This window comes from Paenibacillus sp. YAF4_2, assembly GCF_052113225.1.
Lineage (GTDB): Bacteria > Bacillota > Bacilli > Paenibacillales > Paenibacillaceae > Pristimantibacillus.
Window position 1 is genome coordinate 34,983 of the sequence record NZ_JBFRCT010000007.1, and the last position, 15,188, is coordinate 50,170.

Sequence of the window (15,188 nt, forward strand, 5' to 3'; positions counted from 1 at the left end):
CATGAGCTGCCGTTTTCTTAACTAAGGGCAGGATACTCCTACTATCTTTTAAAATTGTATTACGAACGTAAGTTCTGATATAATGTAACGATAAATTGAAGTCGAAAGGAAGCAGCTATGAACGCTATAGAAGCTATCGTTCAGAATTTAAATGAGATTCGACGCAGAAGCATGATTATTTGGGGAAGTATTCCGCATGAGTTTTTGGACTGGAGACCGGATTCAGAAGCAATGAGTATAAAAGAGATGATCCGCCATGTCCTGGATAGTGAACATTATTACCATCTTGCCTTGTTGAATGAAGGAAGTCTAACCGCTTATGAATCCCCTTATGAGGCTCGTACTTTTACAACAATCCAAGAGGAACTCAACTTTTCAGAATCCTATCGGAATCAATTTATGGATACAGTAAAATCCTATACACAAGAGGATTTAACAAGAATCCAGATTGATAGAAAAGACGTAGGTTACATTCGATCATTAGGCGACATGCTTTTGAGAATTGCTTACCATGAAGCAGTCCATTCAGGTCAACTTTTAGATTATTTAAGATTAGCCGGATTAAAGCGGCCAAAGGTATGGGATTGAAGTTTAAGAAAGATAGATTAAGCTAACTGAGAGCGATAGTTAGGGAGTTTGCTCCATGGACGCTCTTTTTTTGTTCATTCTAATAATGGTCAAGACCCCATATGGTGGAAAATGAAAAAGACCTAGGCAACGAGCGGGCGCGATACTCAAAGCTGATCCGGATAAAGCCTGCTGCAATGTGATCGGCGGGAAAATCCAATTCAGCGATATCGTAGTGAAAGCGTTGATGCTAATAGGAGACTTCAACCCGGCTCCGAAGTCGGAGTTGAAGCGCAGGATATTCTAATACATGTTAAAGGCCATCCCGCCAAGGATGGCCAAAAGTTTGCCGTTTCAAACAACGCGGAGATCCGAACGGTAAGTATCGAGTCGCTCGCCTTTATTTGCCGAGACTAATGATATACTCTACGGTTTGCGGATCAGAGTGGGAGAAAAATAAACTTTCTCCTGTATCGAGTGCAGCTATTTTCTCCATTTCTTCCGCTGTCAGAGTAAAGTCAAATACATTATAGTTTTCTTCCATTCTATTCTTATTTACTGTTTTGGGAATAACTACTACGCCTCTCTGAATCAAGAAGCGCAAAGCAACCTGGGCTGTTGATTTGTTATATTTATCGCYGATTTTTTGTAAGGTTGAGTTCGTGAATAAATTGTTTTTTCCTTCTGCAAAAGGACCCCAGGATTCAATCTGCGTATTGTATTTTTTCATAAGCTCATGTGCTGCTGTCTGCTGGTTAAAGACATGAGTTTCCACCTGATTCACAGCGGGCACCACTTCGCTGAACTCAACTAGATCTACATATCTGTCCGGATAGAAGTTGCTAATCCCAATTGCTCTGATTTTACCCTCTTTATAGAGTTCCTCCATCGCACGGTAGGTTCCATAGTAATCATTAAATGGTTGATGGACCAAGACTAGGTCTAGATATTCAAGCTGGAGTTTGTCCATGGATGTTTGGATGGATGCTTTTGCTTTGTCATAACCAGCATTGGAAATCCAAACTTTAGTGGTGATGAAGAACTCTTCTCTTGGCACTCCACTTTTTTTCATTGCGCGGCCTACTGCTTCTTCATTCTGGTAGACCTGTGCGGTATCAATGGAACGATAACCTACGCTAATCGCATCGAGTACGCATCTTTCACATTCCTCTGGATCTTGAATCTGATAAACCCCAAAGCCTAAGATTGGCATGCTTACTCCATTGTTTAAAGTAACAAATTCCATTTCAATTCCTCCAATTTTTTTGATTTATTGGTCTTTCAACTGCTACAATTAGCATATTACACCCTTCGTGTTACACGAAGGCAAGAGATCTGATTATTTTTTTATTAGGAGGAATTTCATGTACACGGTAAAAGAAGTAGCGAAAATGCTTGACTTAAGCGAGCATGCGATTCGGTTCTACACGGATAAGGGATTGATACCTAGCCTACTGCGAGATAAAAATAACAACCGCCTATTCAATGAGGAATCCATCAATTGGCTTATTGGAGTAAAGATATTAAAACAATGCGGAATGTCTATTGAAGATATTAAAACCTATGCAGATCTTTGCATAAAAGGCGATTCTACCATTCAGGAACGCTACGAGATCATTTTAAGGCAAAAAGAACATGCCCACTTTCAATTGCAGGCAGCGAGAAAAACAGTTGATTATTTGGAAGCGAAATCCAACTATTACCTTAACATTATAGAGGGTGTAATTGCGGATAGCTCCAACCCCGCTAAATGGCCACTTAAGTATGAATTAAATGAAGTTTGGGACACGATCAAACAAGTTGGAGCCAAATGACGTTGCTCACGCAATTGTAAAGCAGGGCAGAAGGTAGTCAATAGTCACTGCTAGCTCAAAACAGCGAGTTCTCAATTTTTTCCATGGTATTTACCGTGTTTATCACGTGTTGCGACAACCTCAGCAAAATCAACTAAATTGGTTCCACACTTTTTATCACAAGCGGTCGTTAATAGTACCTAACGCGTTGATTTGTTTTGCGCAGTTAATAAAGTGATGTTCTACGAAAAATGGGTTTTTAAAAAAGTTCCAATAACCACAAATTATATGAGTTTAATTAAGTGAGTACGTTGTTCAACTACCGGGGAACTATAGTTGAAGCCATATTTAACAAAGCTGCCGGTACACGATCGGCAGCTTTGTTATGTTAATGGGCAGGATAGAGCAATACCTACCCTAGCAGTTCTTTGGATCCATTCATCAATAAGGGCGTAGTCTGTTTAACGAATGATTCCGCACTTATTAGACACCCCTCAATGTTCCAAACGTAAGCCGCACCATACATCCCCCAACTTAACATGATAGAAGCTGTATTTATTAAGAATTGCGCGTTTGGACTCGATAGCATCTTGTCTTTGTCTATAAAGGAAAGAAGTATCTTTTGAATTTTTTCCTTTATTTGAATTTCGAATACTGGTCCAAGCGATTCATACCTTCTTTTGCACATAGTGTCTAGACCCTTGTGAAAATCGCATACACCCAGAAAAATACTCTGAATTGTTTCTTCATTTAATGCTTCGTGATCGCTTATTCTACGATTTATAATTGTCATAAATGATTCCATTAGTTTGGCCTCAAGAATTTCGAATTTATCTACAAAATGCGCATAAAAAGTCGCTCTGTTAACAGTAGCTCGTTCTGCAATATCCCTAACGGTTATCGATTCAAAGTCTTTTTCTTGAGTTAATGAAGCAAAAGCGTCTTGAAGGAGTCGCCGTGTACGTATCACACGAGGATCAGCTTCATTCTTTTTAATTGTCATGATTAAGATCTCCTCATAAAACGACATTATAGAAATGGTGTTGTCTACACAACGATTCATGGTTATTGATGATTGCGTACCATTCGAATGTCATTATAACATGTAACTACAACAAACGTTGTTAAAACAACTAGTGTTGTATTGAAACAAAATGCTGAATGCCGCTTTTCCCAAAGGAGGAGAGAACCATGTCGGTTTCACAACCGTCTCAAACGATGGAGCACCAACTTTTTTTTGATGTTATTCGAGAACGCAGGTCGGTTCGTAGCTATGATCCCGAGATCAAGATATCGCGGGAGGAATTGACCGAAACATTGCGGCAAGCCACGCTGGCTCCTTCAGCCGCTAACCTTCAGCCGTGGCGGTTTCTCGTTATCGACTCGCCGGAACTGAAGCAGAAGCTGCTTCCGATCGCATTCAATCAACAGCAAGTGGTCGAGGCTTCGGCTGTCATTGCGGTACTCGGTGATTTGGAGTGTTATAAAATGGCCGAAAAAATTTACGGAATGGCGGTCGATGCGGGCTTCATGCCTGCGGATACGGCAAAATCGATGGTTGAACGTTATACCGGCATGTATTCGAGCATGCCGCCCGAGGCCATCCGCCAAAAAATTTATACCGACGGTGGTCTAGTATCGATGCAACTCATGCTTGTCGCCCGCGCTAAAGGCTACGATACCGTACCGATGGGAGGCTACGACAAACAAAGGCTAATGGAAGCTTTCCGCATATCAGAACGCTACGTTCCGATTATGTTGATCGCCATCGGCAAGGTGGCGAAGCCCGGTCATCGGACGGTGAGGCTGGCAGTCGATGATGTAGCTTTCTTTAACGAAATGCCTAAGGAATAACAAAATGTTCTACGCATCAGATTAAAGCCCCGATCCAGGTATGTTTTGATTTGTCTCGCAGCATAACTTTCCACACGAACATCTTTTATCGAGTGGATGATGAATCAAGGAATTAACCTAACGGGTACCGTTAGTTGAACAGATAGCTCAAAAAACAGCGTCAGTCTAGGACTTTATTTTCTCGTCCACGGCTACCGCTGTTTTTATAGTTGGGGCAAGTCTAATACTTATTTTACGTTATCTGAAGGTTTTATTATTCGAAAAGCCGCGTGGGACCAACATACCCAGTCTAAAACTTTATTTTCTTTCAACACTAGGTCATGGTGTATGTTGGTCAGTCGAATGCATTCGTGGGCATCCTGAGCAGTCTCTTTGGCCTTGTATCTTTCTGCATTACTTCGCACGTAGTTTGACCGTACTTCTCTTTAATCCAGACTGCAGCGCTATCTGCAGCCTCTGGATCTACTCTAGGCGAGTCAGTCCGCATGTAGGTGATTAATCCCTCTTGGAAACTTCCACCGGCACCCTCAAATAAAGCCTGCGCCACTTCCATCGTCTTCTTTGGACTAAACCCCAATTGTGAGGAAGCAGCCTTTAAGAAGGTTGTCGTGATGAACGTAGCTGGAGGTCCGTATGACACATTAACTCGGTCAATCGTCAATACTTTAAACAGTGATCTCCTCAGAAGATCTAGGACCCCGTCTACTTGGCTTCTCGTACGTATCGGAACCTGGTGAGTGATAATTGAGGTTAGTTCACCATAAAAACTAGCTTCTGAGGACACAAAGAACAATCCCTTAATGCTCCAATATTCTTCAACCTGAAATCTGGATATAACCTGGTCTCGGTCATGGATTAACTTGAATGCTGCAGATTGTATCCTGCCTGCAGATAGCCCTGTTTGCCCTTTAATCAGTTTCCAGAGCATAGGCGAAACCAGGTAACCTGTTAGGCGATCCCCTCCCCTTCCCGGTCAGGGTCTGTTGCTAAAATAATAATGGCTTTTCACCGTTTTCCTTTATTCGTTTTATTATTTCTCCCTTGCCTCGATTTCTGAAGCGTGGTATCAACGTTAGCCATGAACTATAGCGAGGAAGCGTTTTAGAGCGGGGTGGCTTTCTTTATATCGTAAGCAATATGGACTCGTTCGCAGTTAGCTTTGTCAATTCAACGCTCACATCCCATAAGTTTTTTCTATTTTCAACATTATAAGAAAGGACAGAAGATTGAATTTCCTTTGAACCTTCGTAATACTTTGCTGTGGCATTTTTAAGCATCGGATTTGTCACCAGAGAGGCTAACGCTCTGCCAGATTTGGCCGTCGTATTAACTTTGGGATGAACAAGTATTAGCAATCCAAGGATATACCTCGAAATAAACCGCAGGAATGGACTGTAGCTTCTGGCAAGACCTGTCTCCGGCATCAAGCCCGGATCAAACGCACTGACGGTGATCTGCTTGTCCGTACACCGTTGAATCCTGTCCGCAAGCTCGTAAGTACAGTAGATGTTGCATAGCTTGGAGGTCGTATACAGCCGGCGCCCATTAAACGGCACATCTATTGGAGCAACATTGTTCGAATAGGCCAGTAGTCTGGCATCCTCATAAATCGGTTCCGGCATACCCGATCGCTGTAAGGGATCATGGGTTCCACTGCTAACAAAGACGATTCTGCCGTGATCCGTCATTTTATCCACAAGCAGATTAACAAGGAGGAAATGGCCAAGATGATTGACGGCAAAGGTCTTTTCAAATCCGTCTTTCGATACATGTGCCTTGTCGACAAACTGGACGCCTGCATTGCAAACAAGGGCATCTAGCGGAGGCAGGCTGGATGCTGCGAATTTCCTGGCGAAGGCTCTGACCGAAGCCAAAGATGAAAGATCAAGCTCCATAGCGATAATGTTCTTATGTCCCGTTTCTTTCTTCATCGCATTTACAGCTTCATTGGCTTTTGTTGGATTACGGCAGGCGAGAACAATATGAGCCTCTTTCTCCGTTTTGGCAAGTGTACTGGCACAAGCATAGCCCAACCCTGCATTTCCGCCTGTTACAATAATTGATTTCATTGCCCACACTCCTTCAGTCTTTATTGTTATGTTGACAATGTCAACAAAGCGAGTATATCCCCTTTTGTTGACATTGTCAACGTGCTATGATGAAGTTATACCATTCGTTTAGAGATTGAGAGGGCGCTATGAAAAGTAATGCTACAAGGAAAAAGCTACTTGAGGTTACTAGGCACATGATTGATGAAGGCGGCGTAGATAGCGTTAATATGCGTGACTTGGGGAAGGGAATGAATTTATCCAGAAGTGCTGTTTACAGACATTTTAAGAATAAAGAAGATTTACTTGCGGTAATTGTTTCTGAAAACTTTGAGGTGCTGAATCAAATAATTGCAGCATTGATGCTGAATGCCAAAGACATTAGAGGGCAGATTGTCTCCATTTTAGAAGCCTTTTATCGTTATGGCATTCAAAATCAAGAACATTACCAGCTTATGTTCCGGAAGCAATGGGACAAAGAGTTGTATCCGGAGCTATATCTGCTGGCGTTCCAGTCTTTTGGGGCCATTGAGCAGCATTTGGGCCAAGCTCGTGGTCAAACCTACAAAATAAAGAAGTCCCCCAAAGAAACAACCGCATTAATGTTCGCCTTTATTCATGGCTTGGTTGAATTAAATGCTTATGGACATCATGAAGAAAAAAAGGGGATGGATGATGCAGATCGATTAATTCACTCTTTTGTGGATTTAATTTTTGAATAGATAGGATTAGAAACCCAGCATTCCAGCCCGCTCAAAATGAGGCGGGAAAGTATCGATATTATCCATTGCCGATTGCTGTCGCACTCGATCCGATCGGCTTTCGTCGTAAGGAAGTGTTGGTACGCTTTAACCCAACGCTGTACCATTGGAATGCCGGATCTCAAGCTCTTTGGCAACAGTCTTGAAGCCCAAGCCCTTTTCAAATACATAACTACAGCTTTAATGTCGGTTGAATATGTCTTACGTTCGTTCCCCAAGAAAAATCCCCTCAAGGTAAACATTAGTGCTCTTATTAAGCACTTGTCTACTTAAAGGGGATAATATCAGCGGGTGTCTTTTGATTTCGCTTTATAGATGATACGGTGAACCGTACCACAAGTACCGGCGAAAAATTGGGGTGTGGTATGATGGATAAGAGCATGTGACATAAAAGACGGTTGGGGTCACGATGGACCAACTGGCCGACCGGTTTTGCCTATCAAGAGATAGTATTAAGAAGATTGTATATGCAAAAAAGTAATTCGAATTAGCCGCATTGGATCTTATTCTGATGTGGCTTTTTGCTGTGTAAAATACAGTTATTAATCATTTATTGTATATTTCCCGGTGGCCTGTCATTGCTATAATGACCCGTAGAACAGGGATGGTGTTAACGATCCCCGGCACAACACACCGGGAGGATATGTATATAAACTTTTTCAAGTATGACACAGCGCAACGGGAGACTATGTCCGGGAACTGGAATGCTTTTTCATCATGGTTATGATCGGAAAATATAAACTGAATGCGGTTTGATCTTATTAGCTGAACCGTTTGATATCACTCACCGGAGAGAAGCCGAACAGGCGCGCATATTCCCGGCTGAATTGGGAAGGGCTCTCATACCCTACCTCGAACGCGATATCTGCCACATGGGTAGATTCGGTTAACAGGCGACGGCGTGCTTCCTGCAGTCGAATTTGCTTCTGATACTGTACCGGAGTCATGGCGGTCACTTCTTTGAAGTGACGATATAACGAGGAGGAGCTCATGTTTGCCAGCTCAGCTAATTCTTCGATGCGCAGCGGCTGGTTGTAATCCCTCTTGATTCGCTCGACCACCTCTGCAATGAAGGCGTAATCGCTTCCAGCCATGGCAATCTGCTTGAACACATCCCCTTGATCATCGCTAAGGAGTCTGTAAATAATCTCACGTATGATGAGGGGCGCCAGTGCCGGAATGTCCTTCGGCGCCTCTAACAGGCCTACCAGTCTGACGGCTGCATCGAGGAGAGCATTATTCATTTTGCCTACGAATAGCCCTCTGTGATATCTATTGGTGCTGTCGGGAAGTAAATCCGTCTCCTTCATGATCTGAAAGATTTGGCTGGCCTCTAAATCTAGACGAATCGCTAAGTAGGGGGATTCAGGAGAGGGCTGAGTGGCCCGGCCGGTTATCGGTACATCCAGAGACACCGCGAGGTAATCGGATACCCCGTATCGGTAGCGCTCATCGGCGAGCATGATAACCTTCTCGCCTTGGGCAACAATGCATAGCGAAGGCTTTTGAATTCTGCATATCGGAACCTCGGAGTGGGAATCACGAACCAGATGCAAAGAGGGGATCGGGGTAGCGTGGTCGCCATCTGCACCAGTGAACTTCTCGACGAGTTGCGCAAGCTCCAACTGTTTATAGTATGTTTTTTGAGCGTCATCTAGCATGTGCACCCCTCCATTACTGTGTTCTATTATAAATTCTTGAACTGAGTCTGTTAAGCGGGGTGAGAATAATAGGCAAGAATGTGAGAATAATATTCTATCATAATTTAGCATGGCAGGAGCATAATAAGGTTGTTCCAACAGACCGGCGGCAATCGCCTATTACTACAGTAGTGATTATCCATTGGAGGGGAAAATATGCAACATGATAAGGTATGGTACGTGACCGGTGCTTCGAAAGGACTGGGACTATCCTTGGTGAGAAAATTAATTGAGTGCGGATATAGAGTCGCTGCAACGTCACGTAATATAGAAGATTTAAAGCAAGCCGTGGGTGAGGTGCCAGAAGGACAATTCCTGCCATTGGCGGTTGATCTGACCCAAGCGGATTCGATTCAGGCTTCCGTGAACAAAACGTATGAGCAGTTCGGGCAAATAGATGTGGCCGTTAACAATGCAGGCTATGGCATCGGTGGAGCGACCGAGGAGCTGTCGCAGAAGGAAATCATGGCGAACTTTGAAGTCAACGTATTTGGTCCGATTAATGTCATTCAAAGTGTACTGCCCTATATGCGGAAGCAGCGATCAGGGCACATTTTTAATATCGCGTCTATCGCTGGCTTCGCTCCGCATATGKGCTGGAGTGTGTATGCAGCGACGAAGTTCTCGCTAATGGGATTGACGGAAGTGCTTGCCCAGGATGTGCAATCTCTGGGGATCAAAGTGACGGCTGTAGCACCCGGAGGCTTCAGAACGGAGTTCAATAAGGCGAATTCCCTGGTTCTGTCTGCCAATAAAATTGATGATTACAGCGAGCTCCATGCTGGGCACAACCAGTTCGTAGCGACAGATGGCAAGCAGCTTGGTGATCCTGAAAAAGCGGCAGAGGTGTTCATTGATCTGGCGGAAACGCCGAACCCTCCGGCTCAATTGTTCCTGGGCAGTGATGCTTACCGGAGAGCGTCCGAGAAGCTGGATCAATTGCGTGAAGAACTGGAAGCGAACAAGGACATCAGCTTCCGAACTGATTTTGAATAAGCGGTGATCACTATCCTGTGAAGAAGGATAGGAGTCGGTGTTCTAAATATGTTAGCTTATGATTTGGCTAAAGACCAGTTCAATTTATAATCCTGCTCCTAGATTTTAGGGCGGCGGAGTGAATCAGTCATCTCCTTAATCAACTGCTCCATTCGCTGCTTATGCTCATAGATCTCCGTTCTCTAGCATATCAAGCAGCAGGCTGGCAAATGATATTTGAACTACGAAGAGAAAAAGTAGCCAGCATAAAGCTTGGCAAGCTTGCCCCACATCTACATATTGAGTTTGAGTCGGGAAAAATGCTTTTTGTAAATGGACATCATCTGAAATATGAGTGTTGGCAAATTGGAGATGGGTTAGGATATACTGGCGATAAATGGCTTGTAGTGGCAACTCCTGGAGATGGTATTTCTACATGGGCACCTGAATCATTCAACTAACAAGAGAACGATAGCTCGAATACAACCGAAATATGGGAGAACTGTTTATCAACTTTTCGAAGCGCTATGTATGGATAGAAGCAGAGATGTGGGCAGTAGACGAAGTGGGATTGTAGGGATGATAATTCCGATGTTATTGTTGTTTTCCGAATCGGTCCAAATGGATTTCCAGCTTTTTTACTTACCCCAATATCGATACGTTGAGACAAAAAAATAAACAAACCGGTGAATGTATGAACGGCACATATTTTTGGTCCAGCGACATGGTGTTGATTGATATTATAAGCAGGGAAAGAATCGAGCAATTAATCGACCATTTGATCGAACACGATAATTTTCAATCAGTCTTTAATCGATACCCAAATGTCGATGCAGAGGACGACGAGAACTATCCTGATGGATTTTTTATATCCGAAGGATAGTTGCGCTAACGGGGAATATAGCATTATAAGAGTAGGACATTTTGTTAAGGAGGAGGTTTGTAGGTTGGAGGGCAGAATTGAGATCTTAAAAGATTTTCGAGCTACTTACTTAAAGAACAATTCAGAACATTATCCAGGATTAATAAAGGTTTTGGAAGATAAAATAACCTTCACTACGAATAAGAATTACATTATTCAAGAGCACTTTGAGATTGTTAGATCTGAGATAACTGGAATAGAAAAGAATAACTCATTTCTACTAATACCTAATATCATCAAAATAACCACAATCAAGATGCAGTCGTTTAGATTTTCTATAGTAGAACAAGATCGGTTTCAAGAATTTATTGCAAACAACACTGACATCTTAAGCTAACGGGAAACGATAGCTCAATAAAAACAGTGCAGTAGCCGGTCAGTATTGACCAGCTGCTGACGTTTCTCAACTGTGGGCATTTGAATGCCTGGTTCAAAATATAATTGGGACTTTCTTGTCGTTGTAAAAACATTTCTACGTAAAGCGGCTGTGTGGGGTTAAACCCTGCACAGCCGTTTTTTACTTGTTTTTTACCATTTAAGAATACGGGTGAAACCTCAAACGGAGCATTTCGAATGATTCTGGAGAAGCAGAGTTAATTCCCGAGCAATGGCGATCGGAAGAACATTCGAATGCGCAGTTTGCTGTTTTAACCCTACATCGAAGCCGTAGTCTTATACACTTCCCTAATCGCGTCTTCGACGTTTGGTTCTTTTACGCTAATATCTTGAATCGGTAGCTTTTGCGATAAGGCGGCGATCAGCTCGGAGGCGGAGATGGCTTCCTTCTCGAATTGGTACCAGATCTTGAGCCCCTCTTGTTTGATCACGATGGCGTTAGGGGTGGACAGGTCAGCGCAAGGCTTCTGAAGCTCGACAACAAGCATGCGGTGAGGGGTTAACTTATGAATGATGGACTCGATGGGGCCGTCCTCTACGATTTTTCCGTTATTCACGACGATAATTCGGCTGCAGAGCTGCTCAACATCATCGAGATCATGGGTAGTTAGAATAACGGTTACCCCACGTGTACGATTAATCTCCTTAATAAAATTACGAATAGCCAACTTTGCATCCGCATCTAGTCCAATCGTAGGTTCATCTAGGAACAGTACGGATGGAGAGTGGAGCATGGCAGCCGCAATATCACCACGCATACGTTGACCAAGGGAAAGCTGGCGCACCGGTGTATTGATAAAATCCTGCAGCTTCAGCACATCCGTCAATATCGCGAGATTCTGCTCATATTCCGCCTGATTGATCTGGTAGATTCTCCGCAGCAGCTCAAACGATTCGCCAAGCCGCAAATCCCAATAAAGCTGAGTCCGCTGTCCGAATACTACGCCAAGTTTGCGGACAACGGCTTTTCGGTCGGCCTGCGGGGAAATGCCGCATACCTTTATGGAGCCAGCGCTTGGATGGAGAATGCCGGTCAACATCTTAATCGTGGTGCTTTTGCCAGCGCCGTTTGGACCAATGTAGCCAACGATTTCGCCAGGAGCGATAGAGAAGCTTATCCCATTTACGCCGTTAAATTTCGTTTTCTTAGGGAAGAGAAGACTCTTGAGTGAGCCGCGCAGCCCGCTTTCTTTCTTCACGATGATATATTCTTTTACGAGATCATTTACCTCAATAACAGCATCCATTCTCGTCATTGCCCCCAAGTCTTAAGAGCCTGCGCTCTCGTAATTTTTCATTCCGAATCTGAAAATACCACTCGCAATTAAGAAGCAGATGATCCCGACTAACGGCGTCCAAAGAGCAAAGCTCAGCGGGAGCTCAAGCCCGCCATTATATGTACCAAGAAACTCGGCAGCAGGATAGAAGCTGATGAACCCGATGGGGATGATGAACGTAAACAGAGCTTGCAGGAAAAAAGGGTACATGCTGAGCGGATACATTGTGGCACGCTCCAGCATGGTGAGGGCGAAGCCAACCATTGAGCCGTTTCGTTTCGTCCAGAAAGCAATTGTACCAAGGCTGGTGAACAAGGCAGCACGGATTAGAATACCACCGATCAATACAAGGATGAGCTTGCCTATATTGACGAGAGACCATTCAAAGCCGGCAATTTCACAGCCATAGAGGAAAATAATAACGCCAGGAATGCAGTCAATAAGACCAATAAAGTTCACATAGCTGGCTACCAGCTGGAAGAAGACGTTCATCGGGCGAAGCAGGAGACGGTCGAAACCGCCGTTAATGACCATATGGTCCATACTCCAAGTATTAATGAAGAAGACGACGAAAATGCCGTGGCTGATCAGCCCAAGTCCATAAAGGAAGGTAAGCTGTGGAAAATCCCAGCCGTTCAGCGCATGGAAGCGGTCGACGATGATTTTGAGCATCCAGATACCGGAGAAGTATTGAATAGGAATCATCAGAAGCCAGCTGAACAGGAAGAGCGGGTATTCCAATTGGCGTTGGATGGCCAGCCGTGCCCAGCAGGAAGCGACGGAGACATAATGTTTGAATGAGGTCACCATATGGGCTTCATCATCCTCCTTGGATTAAGGTTTTTTTCTTCGTGYGGGACCATCCGGCTGCAAGGACGAGGAAGAGCAGTCCAACCCATACCGCTTGTACAGCCATGGCGGTGAAGGCAGCATTGGTGCTGGTATTGCCGATATAAATGCCAAGTGGAGTCTGGTAGGTATATTGAAAAGGCAGGAACTTCGAGATTGTCTGAACGGTGTCCGGGAAAAACCATAACGGAACGATACTGCCGGATAATACGCGGACGATGCTGTCTTTCACATTCCCCATGTTGCCAAGCTCCATGACCCAGAATGCGATCAGTCCAACGAGTGCACTGAGAAGCCAAAGTATGGCGTAGCTTAGAAGGCAGCTTGGGAGGAAGAGGAGAAAGTCTTGGATGGAAGCAGGCCAAGGGATGCCAAAGAAGATGGAAGCGAATACAATTAGCGGAAGGGCTCGGTTTAATAAAGAGCTGAACATCTCTCCGATATCCTCAGCCAGGTAACAGGCAAGAAGGGGGATCGGGCGGTAGAAGTCAGTGACGATCTGTCCTTCCCGTATTTTGTAATAGATGGTGTTCTGTACATCACAAACGAAGATGGTGGAGATGGTGATAGAGAGAATGGTGTAGGTGGTTATATCCTGCAGGCTAAGCGACTGGACAGTTCCGGAGCCGCCTTTGTAGGCGGTCTGCCATAAGAAGACGGATGCCAGCGTAAGAATGAGGTTTGTCGCCACGGAAGTGAATACTTCGAATCGGTAAGTCAGATTGGTAAGGAGCTTCATTTTCGTTATATACCAATAAGCTTGAAGCATATTAACCCCCTTGAAAGTGACTTCATATGAAAAATCTTACATTTATAACGATAATATATTAATCTAATTAATAGAAATAGGCTATGGATATTTTAATTATAGATATTTATGGGGGAGCGGGATTCCAGTGACAGAATACGCGGATCTATTTGCACGCTGTGAGAAGCAGTTTGATTTTCAAATTCATGCGTCTGAGCCTATTACATTAGGATGGTTAAATAAAAAGTGGATCCTGCATACGAGTAAAGGAAAATATGTACTTAAGAAGTATCACACCAACCGATTTAAGAGTGTGGACACTTTACATATAGCTTTGACTCAGCAGCACAGACTGTCACAGCTGATGTTTCCTTCGCCTATGCTTCTTGAATGGGAGGGAAAAATTCTACATACCGATGAATCCGGCGAGCGTTATATTCTGATGCAATATTGCGATGGCAGCGGAATTGCGCCAGGTATGGCGGATCGTTCTCATATGTATAGTCTGGGGCGAATTATCGGTCAGCTGCATCACCACCTCAACGATGGCACACTGCCAGGTAAGAGTGAACCAGATTTCATGCCGCATACTGTGGAGGCAAGACTTGCGCATTGGGATGATGTAATTGAGCAAGCTGTTCAGATGAATACACCACACCTCGTTCCGATAATGGAGCAGCAGAAAAAGATGACTCAATCGCTGGATCTCCCTGCGCTTCAACAAGCCTGCCGGCAAGGTTGGGCACATCGCGATTTGTGGATGGATAATCTGCTGTTCCGTGAGGAAGCCGTATCGGCTGTCCTTGATTTTGATCGGCTGAACTTTGATTATCTGGATTTTGACATAGCCCGTGCCATTCTATCCGGGGCATTTCTGGAAGGGCAGCTGGATTTGGGTAAGACCAAAGCTTTCCTGGAAGGTTATCAGGAGACTGCAGGTTTTGAGGTGAATTATTTATCGGATATCATCCGGTTACTCTGGTATTTGGAAAGCAAATGGTGGATTACCGCGGAGATGGATAATCATCATCGGATTCCGGCACGTTTTGCTGAGGAGATGGTCTGGATTGCGAAGCATCACGAGCAGTTGGATCAGATGCTGATGGGAATGTAAGAGGAGAGTGTCCTCTCTAGTTTGAAACAGGAGTTGTATTTTATACAGTGAAAATTAGATGCGGATGTGGAATCTGAGGCTAGAGTGTATTTCATACAGTAAAAATAGGCTCTAGGGGTAAATTGCAGTCAATATGGCTGAAGTTCATTGTACTAAATACAGTATAGAGGTGCATACCGAACGT

The 15,188-nt window shown here is 44.0% G+C and carries 14 protein-coding genes and 1 pseudogene; 7 read left to right on the plus strand and 8 right to left on the minus strand.

Annotated elements, in window-relative coordinates:
• The first annotated feature begins 117 nt into the window (after positions 1-117).
• Positions 118-588 (plus strand): DinB family protein, encoded by a 471-nt coding sequence (locus tag AB4Y93_RS17145; protein ID WP_167278617.1) that lies wholly within the window; start codon positions 118-120, stop codon positions 586-588.
• 379 nt (positions 589-967) lie between these two features.
• Here the strand turns inward: AB4Y93_RS17145 and AB4Y93_RS17150 are convergent, their stop codons facing one another.
• The gene (locus AB4Y93_RS17150) at positions 968-1,813 is read right to left on the minus strand and encodes an aldo/keto reductase (protein ID WP_441894028.1); all 846 of its coding nucleotides are present in this window, start codon (positions 1,811-1,813) and stop codon (positions 968-970) included.
• 118 nt (positions 1,814-1,931) lie between these two features.
• Here AB4Y93_RS17150 and AB4Y93_RS17155 point away from each other — a divergent pair, with 118 nt between their 5' ends.
• Positions 1,932-2,381, plus strand: coding sequence for a MerR family transcriptional regulator (locus AB4Y93_RS17155; RefSeq protein WP_441894030.1), 450 nt, complete (start codon positions 1,932-1,934; stop codon positions 2,379-2,381).
• A 391-nt stretch (positions 2,382-2,772) separates the two neighbouring features.
• Here AB4Y93_RS17155 and AB4Y93_RS17160 read toward each other — a convergent pair whose 3' ends face one another.
• Positions 2,773-3,363, minus strand: coding sequence for a TetR/AcrR family transcriptional regulator (locus tag AB4Y93_RS17160; protein ID WP_441894032.1), 591 nt, complete (start codon positions 3,361-3,363; stop codon positions 2,773-2,775).
• A 188-nt stretch (positions 3,364-3,551) separates the two neighbouring features.
• Between AB4Y93_RS17160 and AB4Y93_RS17165 the strand changes: the two genes are divergently transcribed.
• Positions 3,552-4,214 (plus strand): nitroreductase family protein, encoded by a 663-nt coding sequence (locus AB4Y93_RS17165; protein WP_441894034.1) that lies wholly within the window; start codon positions 3,552-3,554, stop codon positions 4,212-4,214.
• Positions 4,215-4,548: 334 nt separating this feature from the next.
• Here the strand turns inward: AB4Y93_RS17165 and AB4Y93_RS17170 are convergent.
• Positions 4,549-5,160: pseudogene (locus AB4Y93_RS17170) on the minus strand (DNA topoisomerase); the annotation flags it as partial.
• A gap of 175 nt (positions 5,161-5,335) precedes the next feature.
• A complete protein-coding gene (locus AB4Y93_RS17175) occupies positions 5,336-6,283 on the minus strand; it encodes an SDR family NAD(P)-dependent oxidoreductase (protein ID WP_441894036.1) in 948 nt (315 codons plus the stop codon).
• A 128-nt stretch (positions 6,284-6,411) separates the two neighbouring features.
• Here AB4Y93_RS17175 and AB4Y93_RS17180 point away from each other — a divergent pair, with 128 nt between their 5' ends.
• Positions 6,412-6,984: a TetR/AcrR family transcriptional regulator gene (locus tag AB4Y93_RS17180; RefSeq protein WP_441894038.1), complete on the plus strand. Its 573-nt coding sequence runs from the start codon at positions 6,412-6,414 to the stop codon at positions 6,982-6,984.
• Between the two features lie 800 nt (positions 6,985-7,784).
• Here AB4Y93_RS17180 and AB4Y93_RS17185 read toward each other — a convergent pair.
• Complete coding sequence (locus tag AB4Y93_RS17185) at positions 7,785-8,684, minus strand: AraC family transcriptional regulator (protein ID WP_441894040.1); 900 nt, start codon at positions 8,682-8,684, stop codon at positions 7,785-7,787.
• Positions 8,685-8,879: 195 nt separating this feature from the next.
• Between AB4Y93_RS17185 and AB4Y93_RS17190 the strand changes: the two genes are divergently transcribed.
• Both AB4Y93_RS17190 and AB4Y93_RS17195 read left to right on the plus strand, forming a co-directional pair.
• A complete protein-coding gene (locus AB4Y93_RS17190; protein ID WP_441894042.1) occupies positions 8,880-9,719 on the plus strand; it encodes an SDR family NAD(P)-dependent oxidoreductase in 840 nt (279 codons plus the stop codon).
• Positions 9,720-9,928: 209 nt separating this feature from the next.
• A complete protein-coding gene (locus AB4Y93_RS17195; RefSeq protein WP_441894044.1) occupies positions 9,929-10,159 on the plus strand; it encodes a hypothetical protein in 231 nt (76 codons plus the stop codon).
• Between the two features lie 1,114 nt (positions 10,160-11,273).
• On the opposite strand, the gene AB4Y93_RS17200 is transcribed toward AB4Y93_RS17195, so the two are convergent.
• The 3 genes from AB4Y93_RS17200 to AB4Y93_RS17210 are packed head-to-tail and all read right to left on the minus strand — an operon-like array spanning position 11,274 to position 13,911.
• Positions 11,274-12,263 (minus strand): ABC transporter ATP-binding protein, encoded by a 990-nt coding sequence (locus AB4Y93_RS17200; RefSeq protein WP_441894046.1) that lies wholly within the window; start codon positions 12,261-12,263, stop codon positions 11,274-11,276.
• Between the two features lie 21 nt (positions 12,264-12,284).
• On the minus strand, positions 12,285-13,103 hold the full coding sequence (locus AB4Y93_RS17205; protein WP_441894048.1) for an ABC transporter permease: 819 nt from the start codon (positions 13,101-13,103) through the stop codon (positions 12,285-12,287).
• Positions 13,104-13,113: 10 nt separating this feature from the next.
• The gene (locus AB4Y93_RS17210; RefSeq protein WP_441894050.1) at positions 13,114-13,911 is read right to left on the minus strand and encodes an ABC transporter permease; all 798 of its coding nucleotides are present in this window, start codon (positions 13,909-13,911) and stop codon (positions 13,114-13,116) included.
• A gap of 127 nt (positions 13,912-14,038) precedes the next feature.
• Here AB4Y93_RS17210 and AB4Y93_RS17215 point away from each other — a divergent pair, with 127 nt between their 5' ends.
• Positions 14,039-15,004, plus strand: coding sequence for a phosphotransferase (locus AB4Y93_RS17215; RefSeq protein WP_441894052.1), 966 nt, complete (start codon positions 14,039-14,041; stop codon positions 15,002-15,004).
• Positions 15,005-15,188: the final 184 nt, after the last annotated feature.

Excerpts from the sequence above, each read along its gene's own strand:
- AB4Y93_RS17145 (WP_167278617.1), top strand. The coding sequence starts at position 118 with ATGAACGCTATAGAAGCTATCGTTCAGAATTTAAATGAGATTCGACGC.
- AB4Y93_RS17180 (WP_441894038.1), top strand. The coding sequence starts at position 6,412 with ATGAAAAGTAATGCTACAAGGAAAAAGCTACTTGAGGTTACTAGGCAC.
- AB4Y93_RS17165 (WP_441894034.1), top strand. The coding sequence starts at position 3,552 with ATGTCGGTTTCACAACCGTCTCAAACGATGGAGCACCAACTTTTTTTT.
- AB4Y93_RS17200 (WP_441894046.1), bottom strand. The coding sequence starts at position 12,263 with ATGGATGCTGTTATTGAGGTAAATGATCTCGTAAAAGAATATATCATC.
- AB4Y93_RS17175 (WP_441894036.1), bottom strand. The coding sequence starts at position 6,283 with ATGAAATCAATTATTGTAACAGGCGGAAATGCAGGGTTGGGCTATGCT.
- AB4Y93_RS17195 (WP_441894044.1), top strand. The coding sequence starts at position 9,929 with ATGATATTTGAACTACGAAGAGAAAAAGTAGCCAGCATAAAGCTTGGC.
- AB4Y93_RS17155 (WP_441894030.1), top strand. The coding sequence starts at position 1,932 with ATGTACACGGTAAAAGAAGTAGCGAAAATGCTTGACTTAAGCGAGCAT.
- AB4Y93_RS17205 (WP_441894048.1), bottom strand. The coding sequence starts at position 13,103 with ATGGTGACCTCATTCAAACATTATGTCTCCGTCGCTTCCTGCTGGGCA.
- AB4Y93_RS17160 (WP_441894032.1), bottom strand. The coding sequence starts at position 3,363 with ATGACAATTAAAAAGAATGAAGCTGATCCTCGTGTGATACGTACACGG.
- AB4Y93_RS17185 (WP_441894040.1), bottom strand. The coding sequence starts at position 8,684 with ATGCTAGATGACGCTCAAAAAACATACTATAAACAGTTGGAGCTTGCG.